Source organism: Bacillus daqingensis, assembly GCF_042654445.1.
GTDB lineage: Bacteria > Bacillota > Bacilli > Bacillales > Salisediminibacteriaceae > Alkalicoccus > Alkalicoccus luteus.
The window spans coordinates 282,223-298,054 of the sequence record NZ_JBHSGK010000021.1 but is presented as its reverse complement, the minus strand read 5'-3'; the positions used below and the strand labels follow the sequence as shown (position 1 = coordinate 298,054).

18 protein-coding genes are annotated in these 15,832 nt (G+C 48.1%); 9 read left to right on the top strand and 9 right to left on the bottom strand.

Annotated elements, in window-relative coordinates; all coding sequences use genetic code 11:
• Positions 1 to 144: 144 nt before the first annotated feature.
• Entirely contained in the window at positions 145 to 999 is an 855-nt protein-coding gene (locus ACFO4L_RS17030; RefSeq protein WP_377910863.1) for a helix-turn-helix domain-containing protein, read from the bottom strand.
• Positions 996 to 1,199, bottom strand: coding sequence for a DUF5342 family protein (locus ACFO4L_RS17025; protein ID WP_377910862.1), 204 nt, complete (start codon positions 1,197 to 1,199; stop codon positions 996 to 998). The genes ACFO4L_RS17030 and ACFO4L_RS17025 overlap by 4 nt, the downstream gene beginning before the upstream one ends.
• Before the next feature lie 127 nt (positions 1,200 to 1,326).
• Here ACFO4L_RS17025 and ACFO4L_RS17020 point away from each other — a divergent pair, with 127 nt between their 5' ends.
• The 3 genes from ACFO4L_RS17020 (at position 1,327) to ACFO4L_RS17010 (ending at position 3,497) form a co-directional block, all read left to right on the top strand.
• Positions 1,327 to 2,466, top strand: a complete 1,140-nt coding sequence (locus tag ACFO4L_RS17020) for a DUF445 domain-containing protein (RefSeq protein WP_377910861.1) — start codon at positions 1,327 to 1,329, stop codon at positions 2,464 to 2,466.
• Between the two features lie 92 nt (positions 2,467 to 2,558).
• The gene (locus ACFO4L_RS17015; RefSeq protein WP_377910860.1) at positions 2,559 to 2,915 is read left to right on the top strand and encodes a YlbF/YmcA family competence regulator; all 357 of its coding nucleotides are present in this window, start codon (positions 2,559 to 2,561) and stop codon (positions 2,913 to 2,915) included.
• A gap of 150 nt (positions 2,916 to 3,065) precedes the next feature.
• Positions 3,066 to 3,497, top strand: coding sequence for a PaaI family thioesterase (locus ACFO4L_RS17010; protein ID WP_377910859.1), 432 nt, complete (start codon positions 3,066 to 3,068; stop codon positions 3,495 to 3,497).
• A 5-nt stretch (positions 3,498 to 3,502) separates the two neighbouring features.
• Here ACFO4L_RS17010 and ACFO4L_RS17005 read toward each other — a convergent pair whose 3' ends face one another.
• On the bottom strand, positions 3,503 to 3,688 hold the full coding sequence (locus ACFO4L_RS17005) for a YhzD family protein (RefSeq protein WP_377910858.1): 186 nt from the start codon (positions 3,686 to 3,688) through the stop codon (positions 3,503 to 3,505).
• Between the two features lie 98 nt (positions 3,689 to 3,786).
• On the opposite strand from ACFO4L_RS17005, the gene ACFO4L_RS17000 reads away from it, so the two are divergent.
• The 5 genes from ACFO4L_RS17000 to yhaM all read left to right on the top strand — a co-directional run bounded on the left by ACFO4L_RS17000 (position 3,787) and on the right by yhaM (position 10,573).
• Positions 3,787 to 4,956, top strand: a complete 1,170-nt coding sequence (locus ACFO4L_RS17000; RefSeq protein WP_377910857.1) for a metallophosphoesterase family protein — start codon at positions 3,787 to 3,789, stop codon at positions 4,954 to 4,956.
• Positions 4,953 to 7,307, top strand: coding sequence for an ATP-binding protein (locus ACFO4L_RS16995; RefSeq protein WP_377910856.1), 2,355 nt, complete (start codon positions 4,953 to 4,955; stop codon positions 7,305 to 7,307). The genes ACFO4L_RS17000 and ACFO4L_RS16995 overlap by 4 nt, the downstream gene beginning before the upstream one ends.
• 142 nt (positions 7,308 to 7,449) lie before the next feature.
• Positions 7,450 to 8,121, top strand: a complete 672-nt coding sequence (locus tag ACFO4L_RS16990) for a response regulator transcription factor (protein ID WP_377910855.1) — start codon at positions 7,450 to 7,452, stop codon at positions 8,119 to 8,121.
• Complete coding sequence (locus ACFO4L_RS16985; protein WP_377910854.1) at positions 8,118 to 9,512, top strand: sensor histidine kinase; 1,395 nt, start codon at positions 8,118 to 8,120, stop codon at positions 9,510 to 9,512. The genes ACFO4L_RS16990 and ACFO4L_RS16985 overlap by 4 nt, the downstream gene beginning before the upstream one ends.
• A 131-nt stretch (positions 9,513 to 9,643) precedes the next feature.
• The gene (gene yhaM, locus ACFO4L_RS16980) at positions 9,644 to 10,573 is read left to right on the top strand and encodes a 3'-5' exoribonuclease YhaM (RefSeq protein ID WP_377910853.1); all 930 of its coding nucleotides are present in this window, start codon (positions 9,644 to 9,646) and stop codon (positions 10,571 to 10,573) included.
• Between the two features lie 104 nt (positions 10,574 to 10,677).
• On the opposite strand, the gene ACFO4L_RS16975 is transcribed toward yhaM, so the two are convergent.
• From ACFO4L_RS16975 to ACFO4L_RS16965, 3 genes are all read right to left on the bottom strand, one after another.
• Complete coding sequence (locus tag ACFO4L_RS16975) at positions 10,678 to 11,001, bottom strand: hypothetical protein (RefSeq protein WP_377910852.1); 324 nt, start codon at positions 10,999 to 11,001, stop codon at positions 10,678 to 10,680.
• Between the two features lie 68 nt (positions 11,002 to 11,069).
• Complete coding sequence (locus ACFO4L_RS16970) at positions 11,070 to 12,023, bottom strand: peptidylprolyl isomerase (protein ID WP_377910851.1); 954 nt, start codon at positions 12,021 to 12,023, stop codon at positions 11,070 to 11,072.
• 153 nt (positions 12,024 to 12,176) lie between these two features.
• Positions 12,177 to 12,356, bottom strand: coding sequence for a hypothetical protein (locus ACFO4L_RS16965; RefSeq protein WP_168004882.1), 180 nt, complete (start codon positions 12,354 to 12,356; stop codon positions 12,177 to 12,179).
• Positions 12,357 to 12,501: 145 nt separating this feature from the next.
• On the opposite strand from ACFO4L_RS16965, the gene ACFO4L_RS16960 reads away from it, so the two are divergent.
• A complete protein-coding gene (locus ACFO4L_RS16960) occupies positions 12,502 to 13,071 on the top strand; it encodes a YpmS family protein (protein ID WP_377910849.1) in 570 nt (189 codons plus the stop codon).
• A gap of 81 nt (positions 13,072 to 13,152) precedes the next feature.
• Here ACFO4L_RS16960 and ACFO4L_RS16955 read toward each other — a convergent pair whose 3' ends face one another.
• The 3 genes from ACFO4L_RS16955 to serC all read right to left on the bottom strand — a co-directional run bounded on the left by ACFO4L_RS16955 (position 13,153) and on the right by serC (position 15,801).
• On the bottom strand, positions 13,153 to 13,713 hold the full coding sequence (locus tag ACFO4L_RS16955) for a DUF3267 domain-containing protein (protein ID WP_377910848.1): 561 nt from the start codon (positions 13,711 to 13,713) through the stop codon (positions 13,153 to 13,155).
• 101 nt (positions 13,714 to 13,814) lie between these two features.
• On the bottom strand, positions 13,815 to 14,423 hold the full coding sequence (locus ACFO4L_RS16950; RefSeq protein ID WP_377910958.1) for an HTH-type transcriptional regulator Hpr: 609 nt from the start codon (positions 14,421 to 14,423) through the stop codon (positions 13,815 to 13,817).
• A 295-nt stretch (positions 14,424 to 14,718) separates the two neighbouring features.
• Positions 14,719 to 15,801: a 3-phosphoserine/phosphohydroxythreonine transaminase gene (gene serC, locus ACFO4L_RS16945; RefSeq protein WP_377910847.1), complete on the bottom strand. Its 1,083-nt coding sequence runs from the start codon at positions 15,799 to 15,801 to the stop codon at positions 14,719 to 14,721.
• Positions 15,802 to 15,832 lie beyond the last annotated feature (31 nt).

Below are 15,832 nucleotides of genomic sequence, written 5' to 3'. Positions count from 1 at the left end.
GGCGTGAAGAACCAATTCGCTTCTGGACGTGGAACGCATTTGCGCGCGAACGAAGAAGGACCGCGTAAAAACGAATAAACAGGCACATACCGTGCTTTTGTCAACAGCTCGATCTCTTGATTAGGCTTTGTTCACGCTGTTGTTTCAAGAACGGCTGCCGGAAGAAGGCATTGTCAAAAGCATGAGGTAGACAGCAGCTGCGTTTTGAAACTGCCTGATGTCGAGCGTCGTTTTCTCAATAAATTTATCGACCCGGTACTGCATGGAATTCCGGTGCATAAACATTTTTTTGGCAGCAAGACTGATGTTCAGGTTGCATTCCAGAAAGCATCGCACCGACTCGAGCAGCTCGCTTTCTTCCTCGACCGGCTTCAGCTGCCGGCGAATCTGGGTAATCGTCTGTGGGGTAAACCGGCTCAGCATGAAATAGAGCAGCAGCTCTTGTTCAAGGAAGGTATGTTTTTTAGGGAAGGCAGTTGCCGTATCGTGAAACAGCTGGTGTTCCCAGTCAATATGCTCTTTTAATCCTTGGGGAGACAAAATCATGGAGCCGACACAGACGGAAGGACGAACGAAAAAGTCTGCTGCCAGTGTATCGACTACAGAGGAAAGGTTCAGTTCATCTTCAAAGGCATCGTCCGTTTCCTGAAGAATCATGCTGTCCCGATGAGATTTCCAAAGCATAAACCTGCTTCCCGGAAAAAGAGAAGAAGCAGCCTGGGAGAATGCCTCCTGCTCGTCAATTTGTTTTGGAAAACGAAAGTGAATCACTCGCAGCGGGAATGAAAGCTTTTCGCTCCATGCCGTCTCGGGAACCTCTTCTTCAAGTACGAGCAGCCGGTGCAGCGCTAGAGCAAGCGGATCATTCGGAAGCGGAAAATCCTGGGCAGGCTGCTGCCGATCGAGAATGGACTGCAGAAGCTGAAGCTCCTCCTGATTGAGCTCTTCCGGCTCGATGTGGTGCGTTTCGGAGCCTCTGGTGACTGTAAAACGCTTCATTGCCGGTGATCCTCATAGACATGATAGAGCATCAGATCATGCACAGACGACTCTAAAAAAGACTGATCGTCAATAGCATCAGGCTGCTTCCATACAATTTTTCCATCTTTTTGATAAATCCCGCGGTATCTCACCTGTTTATAATAGAAGTGGAAGTTCCAGCCGAACGGCTGCTCCTTCCATTGAAAATGCTGAATCATCACGTGTCCCTCCTTTAAAGCTGTTTTTATCGTACCATGAACCAGCCCGCGCGTTAACAGGATTCGTTGGTTTTCACCTGTCGCGTACGTTATACTATCATAAGCAGCCGTGCAGGGGGATGATTGTATGAGTGACTGGACTATCCTGCTCCTCTTGATCCTGATCGGGTCAATTGTAGGGGGAGGTACAAATATCATAGCGATCCGAATGCTGTTCAGGCCTTATCGCCCATGGTTTATCGGATCGTTCCAAATTCCATTTACACCCGGGCTTATTCCAAAGCGGCGCGGCGAGATTGCCGACAATTTGGGAAAGCTCGTTGAAGATCATTTAGTGACTCCGGAAGGCATGCAGGAGAAGCTGAGAGACGGAATTTTGTTTGAAGAAGTTCAGGGTCGTCTGCAGGAGGGAGTCAAGGACCTGCTGCAAGAGGAGCGTACGCTTGATGAGTGGATGGAAGAACACCTCGGCATGAAGGATCAGCTGTTGTCGCTCCGCAAATCCGTCGAACGAGGTTTAGCAGACAGACTTCGCGTGATCATTCAGGAATACAGCCGCGAGCCCTTCCAAAACTGGGTTCCGGATAATTGGATTGACCGCTGTGAATCTTATTTTCCGCTGTTAGCGGATCAGATTGTCACGAAGGGTACCGACTATGTCGCGTCCCCGGAAGGAATAAATCAAATAGACAGTATGCTGAAAACGTACCTTCGTTCCAGAGGAAGTGTCTCAACAATGTTCAGCAGAGTGGCTCAACGGTTCTCCATGGGGGAGCTGATCTCCAGAGAGCTCGTGCGGTTCTTACAGGATAAGCAGACAAAAAAGCTTCTTATTGAACTCATGCACAGGGAATGGAAGGGGATTCTGGAAACATCTGCAGATGACTATGTCAGCGATGAGAAGCTGGAGGAATGGCTCACGAAATTAACGGAATCAGCGGTCGGCCGTACACCGGTAATCGGCGAATGGGGCGGTCCTATTTCCGGATGGAGCATGCGATATGAAGAATTGTTAAACAAAACGGTCATTCCATCCGTGCTGGCATCCGCCTCGACGATTCTTTCACGCTATATTAAATCCATTATGAAGCAGATTGGGATCAAAGAGCTTGTTACAAAAGAAGTTAACACGTTCCCTCTCTCTCGGCTTGAAGAGATGCTGTTAATTATCGCACGCCGCGAGCTGAAGATGATCGCTGTACTGGGTGGCTTGATCGGGGCATTAGTGGGACTGATCCAAGGGATCTTTATTCTGTTTATTTTCTGATGGGATGCATTCCGCGCCCATTTATGTTACAGTCTAACGGAGCTTGAATAGCACAGCGCAAAGGCGCTGAAAAACCAAGGAGGATTTTTCGAATGGCAGACCACTTTGAAAAGGCCAATGAGCTTGCAGAAGCGCTGCAGGCGAGTGAAGAATTTACAACGCTGAAGCAGCTTCATGAAGATATCGAAAACGATGAAGTAGCAAAAAAAATGCTCGATAATTTCCGAAGCGTTCAGATGGACCTTCAACAGAAGCAAATGCAGGGAGAACAAATTTCTGAGGAAGAAGTACAGCAGGCTCAGAAGCAGTTTGAACTGGTACAGCAGCATGAACAGATCATGAAGCTCATGGAAGAAGAACAGCGCATGAGCCAGCTCGTCGGTGAGATCAACAAGATTATCACGAGCCCGCTAGAAGCGCTTTATGGAACAGAAGAACAGAACGGATAATAGTAACGATAACGCCGGTTCCTGCAAAGGAACCGGCGCTTTTTTCATGTTCGGCTGGATTGCCTAAGTTCTGTTTCAGCAGAATACACGTTCGTGATACACTAGAAGCAGGAACCGCTGCCTTAAAGCGGCAAACAGGAGGGAAAGTCAATGAGAGAAGAAGAGCTTATTGAAAAAGTACGCCAAGCGATGAAGGCACATGAAGACGGATCACCGGATGTCTTTTTGTACTCCTTGTTTGATTTTGAATTTGATTACATAGCGGAGAGCGAAGAGGTTCATCTGGATGCTCCCGTGACAGAACTGATGTTTAATCCGGTCGGCTTTATACACGGGGGGATCATCACCTACATTGCTGATACAGCTCTCGGACATCTGTGTGCAGCCTTCAATGAGAGGCCCTCCGTTTCGCTCGAACTGAAAACCCAGTTCCTGCGGACATCAAGGAGCGGTTCCCTGCACGCAAAAGCTGCCTTCCTGAAGAAAGGCAGCGGTGTCCAATTTGCAGAATGTACGATCAAAGATGATCAAGGCGAAATTCTGAGCCGAACGTCAGGAACGTTTTATACGATTAAAGAATAGCGCTCTTACGGATGAAAATGTACGAGACCGGCTGAAGAGCGGACGAGTCTGCTCGGCACGTGCTCGAGATCCTCTTCTTTGAGTCTCGCGAGTGCTGCTTTGCCGGCTTCCTCATCGTTTTCAGCTTCAAGCGTTTCGTTCAGCAGATGGTCGCCCTTTTTACTGTAGGCGGTTAAATAATAGGTCTTCATGCATGATCCTCCTCACGGCCGTCTGAGCGAGAGCCTTTTTAAATAGTTTATCATAAAGTGAATGAGTATTCATTACTGATTTTCAGGAGGCATGCCCCATGATTCGTTTTATACACTGTGCCGATCTTCACTTAGATCGTCCGGTGAGCATCCCGGAAACCGTTCCAGCTGAACAAAAAGCTGCACTTCAAAGATCGGCAAAGGTTTCCTTTTCGAACGCGTGTGAGACAGCAGCTGCAGAACGTGTCGATTTTATGCTGATCAGCGGAGATTTATATCATTACGAAACGCGGTCCCTATCAGCCCAGCGGTATCTGCGCAGCGAATTGGAAAAACTTGCCCGCCGCCACATTCCGGTATACATCATTCATGGGAATCATGATCCGGTAATCAGCGGACGTGCCGCGTTGCCGATGCCGGAAAATGTACACGTGTTTTCAGAGGAAGGCGAGCGGGTAACGCTCTCATGCAGGGAAGAAACCGTGCATCTTTATGGGTTCAGTTACTCAGGCTCTTCTCATCCGGATTCACCAATAAACAAGCTGAAATTGCAGCCCGATAATGGTTTTCATATCGGCCTGCTGCATGGCCAGGAGGCAGCTGGGGCGGCGCACGACTATGCTCCATTTCAGCTGCGGGAGCTGAAAGAAGCTGGCTTTGACTATTGGGCGCTCGGTCATATACATCAGCGAAGCGAGCTTTCGAAAGTACCGCCGATTCATTACCCCGGGAGTATAATTGGAGCAAGCCGGAAAGAAACGGGAGCGAAGGGAGTGCTGATGGTCGAACTTGAAGCAGACAGACCTCCGGCGGTCACCTTTATGGAAACAGCTCCGTTTGTACGTGAGAATGTCTCGATTGACTGCACGGGAATTGAAACGATAGACGAGCTCGTTTCAGCCTGTTTTGCCGGGTTAAACACGAATACGCTTTACAGCATTATTCTGGCAGGCACATTATCTATTGCCGGACTTGAGACGTCAGGCCAGGTTGACCTTCATTTGATGCTTGCAGACGAAGCAGAGGCATCAGGCATTATTCTCGATAAGATTTTCAACCATACAGAGCGTGAATCTGAAGCGTTAGCGAGCGACTTGCAGCACGAATTAAAACTGGCCGTTAACGATATGAAGGCGGACGGCTCCCTGCACCAGTTGACGAAGCATCCGGTTATTTCGAGACACCTGCCGGATAGTTTGAAGGAAGATGAGTTGTTTTGGCAGGATGTATGGCGTGAACTGATCTCGGCAGGAGGGACCTCCAAGTGAAGCTGACCCGTATTTATATTCGCTCCTACTATAAATGGAAAGACCAGTTTTGGGAGCTGGAAAACCGCACGATTTTCACAGGGAAAAATGAAGCCGGCAAGACGACAATTATGGCGTTCATCGAAGGAGTTTTGTTCGGTTTTTCGGACCAGGAGATGACAGGAGCCGGCGGTTCGCTGCTTTTTGAGGAAAGCGGCACAAGCTGGCTGATTGAGCGGGAACAAAAACGGACGATCCGCGGTGAGCGAAGCATTTACTGCAACGGTGAGCCGTATCACGGTGAACTGCTTACCGACATCAGTCTGCCTATTTTTCGTTCTTTGTACCGATTGGACCTTGATCACCTTCAGGACATGCAGAAGCGCGATTCTCAGGAGGTTGGCAGTCTGCTTTATGATACATCTTTCAGCGGACTTAAACGGTTAATCGAAGAGGATAAACGACGCAGCAAAGACCGTACAAAACTCTTTAAACCGCGCGGCAGAAAAACGGAACTGAATGAAACGGCTGCGAAGCTGGATCAGCTGCAACAGCAGATCAAACAGGCAGAACAAGAGCTGGATCGATATGAACAATTAAAAGAAGAAGACGCGCTGCTCGAAGAAGAGCAAAAGACGATCACTTCCAAGCGGCAAACAGGTGAAGCAAAACGACGGGAAGCTGAGATCTTAGCAAAACTGCAGCCAATCAAAGTAAACTGGCTGAACTGGAAAGCAAAGGCTGCAGATTCCGGTCTTCTCTCCGTTACAACAGCAGCAGCTTACCGTGAAAAAGAAGAGCTGCAGGCTGATCTTTATGAGAAGAAGCGAACTCTGCTAAATACGATGAAGCAGCCGGCTGCATTTGAGGAAGAGGCTGAACTTGCCAGACTGCGGACACTTGTGCGAGCATTTCCTGAACGGCGTGTTTTGGATAATCAGCTGGAAGAAGCAGGTGCTTCATTAGCACAGCTGCAGCAGGAGCAGCAAACGCTTGAACAGGAAAATCCTGCTGCAATACCCCTTCGGCAGCTGCCTGCGGCTGACGTGCTTGCTGAACGTACCGCGGAGCTTGGAGGCAGGCTGCCATCGCTGACTTGGTGGCTTCCAACAACCATTCTGCTCATGCTGGCAGCCGCAGGCTTTCTTGCAGCAGAATATGTGACGGCAGTTCTGGCATTGATCGGAGGCGTCATTTCAGCCGCTGTTTCACTCTATCTGAAAAACAAGCCACAAGAAGCGCCAGGTGATGCTTATTACGAGCTATCAACAGCCGAACGAGAGACGTTATTATCGTTAAAACAGCGCTATGACAAAGCCGCTGATAAGACAGCCTCTTATGAAAGAGAGTATCGGATTTCAGCCGGCAAGCTCGATGCACTGATGGAAGGAGCGGCTTCTTATGCTGGAAATGCATCCTCTCCTTCTGAGATGGAAGGAATACTGCAGGTTAAGCTCGAACGGCTCGAACGAAGCAGTCTTGCCAGTGAAGAAGAGCAGCGGCGCTTTCGCAGCCAGCAGACAGAGCTGAACGCGATCGAAACCCGTCTCTCCTCACTGGAACGAGAGCTGGCAGAGCTCAGACGTCAAGCAGACGAGGAAGATCGGACCGCATTTGATCAGCTGCTGCGACGCTTTGAAGCGGGACGAGAAGCAGAACTGGAAGCAGAAAACTGCTTCAACCGAATGCTTGATCTTGTCCCCGATCGTAAAGTGCTTTTAAGGCTGCTGGAATTACCTTATGAGGCAGCGGCATTGGATGAACTGGAAGAATCGCTGCAGGAACTGGAAGCGAAAGCTGTGCAGACAGAAAGGAAGTCCGCTGAAACGAAACTGTTGATCAAACAGCTTGAAGAGGAAGGCACCTATGAAGTATTAACCCAGCAGTATTACGAATTGCAGGAGTCACTAGCATCATCTGCCCGGAGATGGGCTGTACTGGAAGCTGCCGGTGCTGCTGTGCAGAAGCTGACGGATACGTATGAAAAAGAAAAGCTTCCAGCTGTGATGAAGCGCACGTCTGATTTATTTAATCGAATGACGAAAGGACGGTATGTCTCTATATCGATGCCTGGAGAGGGTTCGTTTGCAGCAGAATCCCATACAGGCAAGCTGTTTAACCCGGACCAGCTGAGCCGCGGAACGAGAGAGCTGCTGTATACAGCACTGAGATTGTCGCTTACTGCAGAACGGGAACGGTTCCCGCTCATCATGGATGAACCTGTCGTTAACATGGATAAAGATCGCCGTACTGCTTTCTTCAAGGAGGCATCAGCACACCCTTCTCAGCTTATTTTTTTTACTTGCCACGGTCAGATCGAAGAAGAGTGGCTGCAGGCAGCAGGAGGGAAAAGGCATCTGCTGGAGCGCTGATTTACTGAATTTCGTGTAAAATACCCATCGGATTTTCAAAATGACGCGTAGTATATTAAAATAGATGAAACTACTGTCACTATCAGCAACCGCGGCTTCATGCTTGCAGCAAACGAAAGCCGTTGATGAAGGAGGAAATTGTATGAGTCAGTTTACTGTTAATTTAGTAGAAGATGAAGAAAATCTCGGAAAAGTAATTAAGGCATATATGGAGAAGGAAGGATGGGAGGTGCAGCACTTTACTGATGGGAAAGATGCGTCTGAACATATTTCCACGCCGCCGCACCTTTGGATTCTGGACATCATGCTTCCTGGCATGGACGGCTATCAGCTGCTGAAGTCAATTAAGGCTGAAGCCGATACGCCGGTAATCTTCATTTCTGCCCGTGATAAAGACCTGGACCGGGTTCTCGGACTGGAGCTAGGCAGCGACGATTATCTAGCGAAGCCGTTTCTTCCTGAAGAGCTTGTTATCCGGGCGAAGAAGATGCTTTCGCGGGTTTATCCTCCGAATGAAACAGATAAAGATAAAATTGAACTGAATGGGTATACAATTGACCCTACCTCGCGAACCGTGCACGACGGCGAATCACATATTGAACTGACTACTAAAGAAATGGATCTGGTCATTCTGCTCACCTCCCATATTGGAGACGCCTTGTCCAGAGAGACGATTATTGAATATGTGTGGGGCACCGACTATTTCGGATCGGAGCGGGCAGTGGACGACGTTGTACGGCGTGTCCGCAAAAAGCTGCCGCGCATACATCTTGAAACACTCTACGGATACGGGTACCGGGTTCTCTCATCATGATTCGGTTGAACCTGACTCAGCGGATCTGGTTTTCGTTTATTTCGATTCTGCTGCTTGTCGCCCTGATGATCGGTGTAATCTATCCGATTTCACTAAAAAGTGCTCTGACAGAAGAAACGTACCGCATTATCGAGCAGGAACAAATGCGGTACGCGAATCCAGGCGGAGAACATGTCGTGCCGCCGCAGACAGAAATGGACTTTATTGAACAACGGGAAGCGGCTCGCTCTGTGTTCCACTTTTTTCTTATGAACCAGCTTGCTACATTAGAAGGTGAAGGAGAGCCGGTACCGGATGAGGCCCTGCAGGAAATGGGAGCGAGAGCCCAGGAGCAGATGACGAGGCGCGGCAGATATGAGCTCACCTATAATGGTGCCACGCTTTTTTATGTTGTCTACAAAGTGTACACTACAAACGGGGAAGCCTATCATATTTCCTATATGTGGGATACCTATCGGGACCAAATGGTAGATCGGCTTTGGGGCCAGCTCAGCTATATTATGCTGTTTGCAGGGTTAATGAGTCTTGTGCCTGCTTTCTGGCTGAAGCATTACTTAAGACAGCCGCTGACGAGTCTTGGAAATCATTTTGAGCAAATTGCCGAACGTAACTGGAAGGAGCCTTTCTATTGGGACGGCGATGAGGATTTCGAAAAGCTGTCCAACCAATTCGAGAAGATGCGGCAGAACCTGATCCGGTACGATTCGGCTCAAAAGACTTTTATGCAGCATGCCTCTCATGAACTGAAAACACCGATTATGATCGTAAAAAGCTATGCGCAATCTGTTAAAGATGGGATTACGCCGAAAGAAGACGTCGATCAGACGATGGATATCATTATTGAAGAGTCGAACCGGATGGAAAAACGTGTGAAGGATATGCTCTATTACACTAAGCTGGATTCGCTGAAGGAAGCGCCGATGGAAAAGACGGAGTTCCCTTTCGGCTCCATTGCCTATAAGGTGGAGCAGCGGTTTCGAATGACTCGTGAAGACGTTTCTATTTTCGTTGCAGGAGACCATGTGATGTTCGAGGCTGATAAAGATCAGCTCGGGGTACTTTTGGAAAATCTTGTAGAAAACGCGCTTCGCTATGCGGTAGATGCCATTGAGCTGCGGGCTGAAGCAACTGCTGATGAAAACCTGATTCACGTGCATAACAATGGGGAAGCGATTCCGAATGATGAGCTTAAACATCTGTTCACGCCGTTTCGAAAAGGCAATAAAGGGCAGTTTGGTCTGGGACTTGCGATTGTGAAAAGCATAGCCGAACTGCACGGAGGACAGGCAGAAGTAACAAATGAAGGGGACGGAGTGACGTTTACCATCCGTTTTCCGAATCAGCCTGCTCTCGGTGAAGGAACTGATGATGTAAAAGGATACGGCACGTAAACAAACACTTGAACAGGAGCTGTCAATGGGGCAGCTCCTGTTTCATTCGGATGGAATTTCCACCCCCGTGCGCTGTGACGAACGTGTGTGCTATACTGGAAAAAATGGAATCATAAAGGGGCGTTTCGACATTGAAAAAAGGGATTGGCTACTATCAAATAGGAGAAACGGTTGAATTGGCTCTGCTGATTAAACAAGCCAAAAAAGGGATAGCAAGCAATGGAAAACCATTTTTGTCATTGATGATGACCGATAAAACGGGTGACATTGAGGCAAAAATGTGGGGAGTGAAGCCGGAGGATGAATCTGTTTACCGAACAGGAACGGTCATCTATGTGCAGGGAGATGTACAGGATTACCGGGGGATGCGTCAACTTCGTTTGAAATCGGTGCGGCCGGCTCACGACAAACGGGCTGAGGATTATATGCCGAGCGCTCCAATGAGTATCGAGGCGATGCTTGAAAAAGTAAACGAGTATCTGTTTGCGATGGACAATCCTAAAATTCAGCGGTTAACCCGGCATTTGTTAAAGAAGCATCAGGAAGCGTTTTTAGTATCGCCTGCGGCCGTTAAAAATCATCATGAATATTCCTCCGGCTTGATTTATCACGTCGTGTCGATGCTTGAACTGGGACGCTCGTTCGCCAAATTGTACCCATCGCTCAATAAAGATTTACTCTACGGCGGTATTATTCTGCATGATCTTGCAAAAGTGAATGAACTGACGGGGCCGCTTGGTACTCAATATACGCTGGAAGGAAAGCTGCTTGGACATATTTCGATGATGCATGTAGAAATTGAGACCGCAGCAGCAGAACTGCAAATTGAAGGAGAAGAAATTCTTCTGCTTAAGCATATGATCTTGTCCCATCACGGGAAAGGGGAGTGGGGCAGCCCTAAGCCGCCGATGATTCGAGAGGCGGAAATGCTTCACATGATTGATAATATCGATGCCCGGATGGCGATGATGGACCGCGCCTTGGAACGGACCTCTCCCGGCGAATTTTCAGAGCGGATTTTTGCAATGGAACAGCGCAGTTTTTATCATCCAAACATGTGAAAACCAGCAGTAGTGCTGCCAAGAATTTATGAATATAAAAGGCTGTACGCAAAAGCAATCTGCTTCGGCGTACAGCCTTTTCTTATAGTAAGTATGTGCGTTGTCTATACGTTCGCTTCTTTATCCTCTGAGAACAGCCGGTCCGTCATATTCTGTTCAAAACGGTTGGACAGGCACTCATGGAGAACCTCCCTTTCAAACAGCTTGAAGCATTCGGATTGCTTCCACTCCTCCACAGTGAGAGTACGGCAGTCTTCAAAGACGTCCTTCCAATTGACTAGCAGGAACGATTCTACCCGCTCATGAACAACTGGAAAATAGACGAGCGGACTTTGCTCAACGCTCTGCTCCATCTGATCCAGCACGGTTTCCACGAGAATCTGATGTATTTCGCCATAGCTGAGTTCGTGCAGTCTGACAGGGGTCATTCAAAAACCTCCATATAATAAGTATTGGTACAACTCATGTACCCTGTTTACATGGAGGCAAACCCATTTTATGGTTGATCATCCGAAATAGATTGGAAGTCCTCATCTAAAATCGTGACATCAGCCTCATCCATCATCGACTCCTGGATTCGGTTCACCTGATACTGATAGCGGTCGCTGAGACTTTGCTGCAGCTGGTCCTGTACCTCTTCAAAAGGTTCATCAAACGGTGTTCGATCGGTTACCTCGATAACGTGATAGCCAAATTGGCTTTGAACCGGCTCGCTGTATTCACCGTCTTCCAGCAGGAAGGCAGCTGCTTCAAAAGGAGGTGTCATCGTTCCTCTGCCGAATGTACCAAGCTCTCCGCCTTCGCTGCTTGAGCCGGGATCCTGCGAATAGGATTCAGCCAAATCAGCAAATGATTCGCCTTCTTCCAGCTGATCAAGCACTTCTTCAGCCGTTTCTCTGTCACCAGTCAAAATGTGACGGGCTGTCAGTTCAGCACCACGGTCATACTCTTCCCGCAGATCTTCTTCACTGAATTCACCGTCGTGGCCGGTCATTTCCTGCATAACTAAATGCTGGAGCACTCTCTTTCGAAGCTCAGACTCTGATTGGACTCCCTGCATTTCCATCATCGTGTAAAATTCTTCTTCTTCCTCGATGCCCATCGTATCCATCAAATAAGAAATTTCAGCCTGAACTTCTTCCTCAGTAATGCCGAGCTCCTCTGCTTCTTTTTCAAACACTTTTTCCTGGATCAGAACTTGCAGCACATTTTCGCCGTATTGTTCACGAAGCGCCTCATGAAACGTTTGCTCGTCAATCAATTCACCGTTTACTTCAGCCACAGCTGCAGGCTCTTCCTCGAGATTGTTTTCATCCTCCAGGTTGTCAACTGCGTCATTCTCATTCGCATTGTCCGGATCCGTTGCATTCGGGTTGTTTTCAGTCGAGTCGGACTCCGGCTCCGAGCAGGCAGCGAGCAGAAGGATTCCGATCAGGAGAACAGTTTTCATGTTGGCCACTCCTTTACATCTTCTGTCATTATCGTAGCATAAACCCGGCAAGTCGGGAAGCTTACTCTGTCAACTAACACGCTTCCTGAATGGAAAGGATAAACCAATAAAAACGCCGCTGGTCACAAGACCGGCGGCATGTTCCGAGTAGAGCTACACCAGATAAATACGAACGAAAGAGGTCGTAATTAAGATGGTGATCAGCACGTTTACGGTACGGAAAATTTTTGGCTGTTTCTCATCAGGAATTTCTTTTGTCACGCACAGCGTATTCGTCATCGTATTAATAACGAATAAATAGAAAAGCGCGAACAAGATATAGGGAATATACATATACAAGCCTCCTGGTCTGACCGGTTAAACCGGCGCCTGTAAATCAACGTTACGTTTTTGCTGTACAGGGAATAGGATAAAGACACTATTAGTGTACCAGAGATACGCCTTAATTGAAATGAACAGTCACGTCAGGGGGAGAAAAATGAATCGATGGAAAACCGCTTTTTTTGTGCTGCTGACAGGAGTAATACTCGTGACCGCAGGCGGCTGGCTATGGCTTAATCACCTTTTGTCAGCAGAGCCTGAAGAGACGTTTACCGTACCGGACAGACAGGTGGCCGAATCGCCGTCTCTCACAGTCACAACGACGAGAGCGGATGCAAATGACTGGCTGCAGCGTGAACTGGAAGAGGAGGATGCAGAAGAGTTTGATTTGTATCTGGAAGATGCCGTCTATTTCACGTCGGAATTCCGGCTTTTCGGCATCAATATACCAGTTGAGGTACAGTTCCAGCCGGAAGTAGATGACAACGGTAATATTTGGCTGTACGAAGACGGATTTCGTGCCGGAGGGGTAGACTTGCCGGCAGCTCAAGTGTTTCAGCTGATAGGCGATTCGCTCGACTTGCCAGAGTGGATTGAACCCGTTCCTGAAGAAGCTGCCTTATACATGGACCTGGCCCAGTTGGATACCGGTGATACAGCTATTTATGCAGAAGTCATTGACCTGCCTGATGACGAACTTCGTTTTCGCATCACGCCTGCTGATTAAGTTGCTGAAATCCGTACGGATAAAGCACAGATAAAAGAAGCCAGCCGCTAACGGGAATCCAAGTTAGCGGCTGGCTTTTACTCACTCTGTACCGGTTGATTCTATTTCACGGATCGGCTGCACGATGTGGAAGCCTGAGCGGTTGTCTTCAATCAGACATTCCTTAGGAGCTGCAAACATTTGACGGGCGGTAAAGAAGTCATAGGTGCAGAGCCCAAAATGAAAAGCAGAAACAATGCCGATGACATGCGTGTAGGCAGGGAGCAGCGCTGCTGCTGCGAATGCAGTGAGTGTCAAGACGGCAGCCGGGAAAAGCGTAGAAACGAGGCTGAGCGTTCTAGGTACAGGCTCCTTGACCGAGTAAAATAAAAACGGCCACTGGGAACGGCGAAAGCCAAATTTCGCTTTTTTCCCGGCAGCCCATACAGGCAGACAGTGAAGCACCAGATGCAGAGGCAGAATCAGCATCAGCAGCAAAATAGTATAGAAAAAGCCGGCTTCCTGAAGCGCAGCCTGGCTTCCGAATGTTTGAAACATCGTATAAAACACGAGAAAATACAATAACATCACTAATACGGACAGCACCCACATCCGGGCCTGGCCGATTTCTTTAGCAAGGGACACAGTCTTAATACAGTTCACTGTGCACACCTCCTTTTCACGAATAACTCACGGCAATACTTAGCTAATGTACTCCCGCAGAAAGGAAAAATCAATACCTTTCCAGAAAAAAACCCGGAATTTTATTTTCCGGGAAGTTCTTCGAGCAGATCCGTGGAATTACGGGTGCGCGTTTTAGGAGCCGGAACGAGCCGTCCATCCTCCTCGTTAAAGTCCTCTTCAAATTTTAGCATTGATTTTTCAAAAATTTGGATGAAGTCAGGGCCGTACACGTGCTTGACGATACTGATCAGTTCGGAAAATTCGGGGAACTTTCCATACAGCTGTTTTATCGGGAGAGAGCCGGTATATACACTGTACGTATCGGGATTATAGCTTTCGAACGTTTCTTTAAGAAGCTCCTCGCCTTTTTCTGTCAAATAAACGTACGTATTACGCTTATCATTCGCCCGCTTAGAGAACGTTAACAGACCGCGTTCCTCCAGCTTTTTGGAAAAGTTAAACGCGGTGGAAACGTGCATAACTCCAAATTTGGCGATATCGGAAATTGAGGCACCTTCCAAATGATAAGCAATCCATAAAATATGGTGTTCATTGATGTTCAAATCAAATGGCTTAATCCAGGCCTGCCAGTCCTTTTCAATGGATTTCCAAAGCGCCTTGCTCAGCTGGGCGATCTTATGACTGAACATGATCGACTGTTTCATCGACTGGTTTGGATCCTGCTCCATAAACAACTCCTCCTCTGCTGGGTACATAATCATAAAAAGCCCCGCCAGCCGGGGCAGCCGGACTGGAAACAGGCGTGTTTCAGTATGTGACGCAATTACTTTACTGAGAAAATGTTATTCATATAATAACACAGGAAAAGAGTGGGGCTCAATATCATTTCTGTATTTTCTGAAAATTTTCGAGCCTTTACGACCGTTCTGCCTTAAAAGAGAACGGTCGCAGCTCAATCGATAAAGGCGCCAATGAAGCGCGGAGATCATTTTTATCGGATACTATTTTAAAAACAGGAAGAGCTTATGCGCGCTTGCGGAATTTTTCCATAAAGCTGCAGAGCGCTTCGACATGCTCCGGCGGGACAGCGTTATAGATAGATGCACGGCAGCCTCCGACGCTGCGATGACCGTTTAAGCCCATAAATCCTTCTGCAGCAGCTTCACGCAGAAACTGCTTTTCCAGCTCTTCATTTTCGAGGCGGAAGGTTACGTTCATGCTGGAGCGTGAATCCTTGGCAGCGTGCCCTCGAAAAAAGCCGTTTGAGCCGTCGATGAGATCGTACAGCATCTCAGATTTCTTTTTAGCGCGCTCTTCCATGCCGATTGCTCCGCCATTCTCCAGAATCCAGTCGGTGACAAGCTTTGTTATGTAGACAGCACCTGTCGGCGGCGTGTGGTAAAGGGACTGTTTATCAGCGTGCACTTGATAGGAGGTAGAAGGGGGGCCATCCTGAGCACTGGCCAGAAGTTTTTTGGAGATGATCACAATGGTCACTCCTGCAATCCCGGCGTTTTTTTGAGCACCTGCATAAGCTAGGTCGATGTTGCTCCAGTTAATGCGGCGGCTGAGAATGTCACTCGACATATCGGCAAAGACTGGAATATCCGTTTGATTATCTGGAATAGTCTGCCACTGGGTGCCGAAAATGGTATTGTTTGTCGTAAGGTGAATATAGGCACTGTTCTCGGAAGCCAGCTGATAATCCGTTTCTGGAATATGCGCGTAGTTAACATCCTTGGAGCTGGAGAGAATTTCCGTGTGTCCAAAGTAAGCCGCTTCCTTTTGTGCTTTTTCGGACCAGGAGCCGCTGAGCACGTAAGTTCCGGTCTGGCCTTCCCGTAAGAAATTGCGCGGGGCCATTGAAAACTGCAGAGTGGCACCACCTTGCAGGAAGAGCACTTCCATATAATCTGGAACCTGTAAAATTTGTCTGATCTGCTCCATCGCCTCGAAATGGATGGACTCGTAAAGCTTGCTGCGATGGCTGAGTTCCATAACAGCAGCGCCACTTTGCTCAAAGTTGAACATTTCATCACGCGCCCTGGTCAAAACTGCCTCGGGCACCGGGCCTGGCCCTGCGTTAAAATTATAAGCTCGTTTCATTGATCGAACCTCCTCGTATAGTGAACTAATA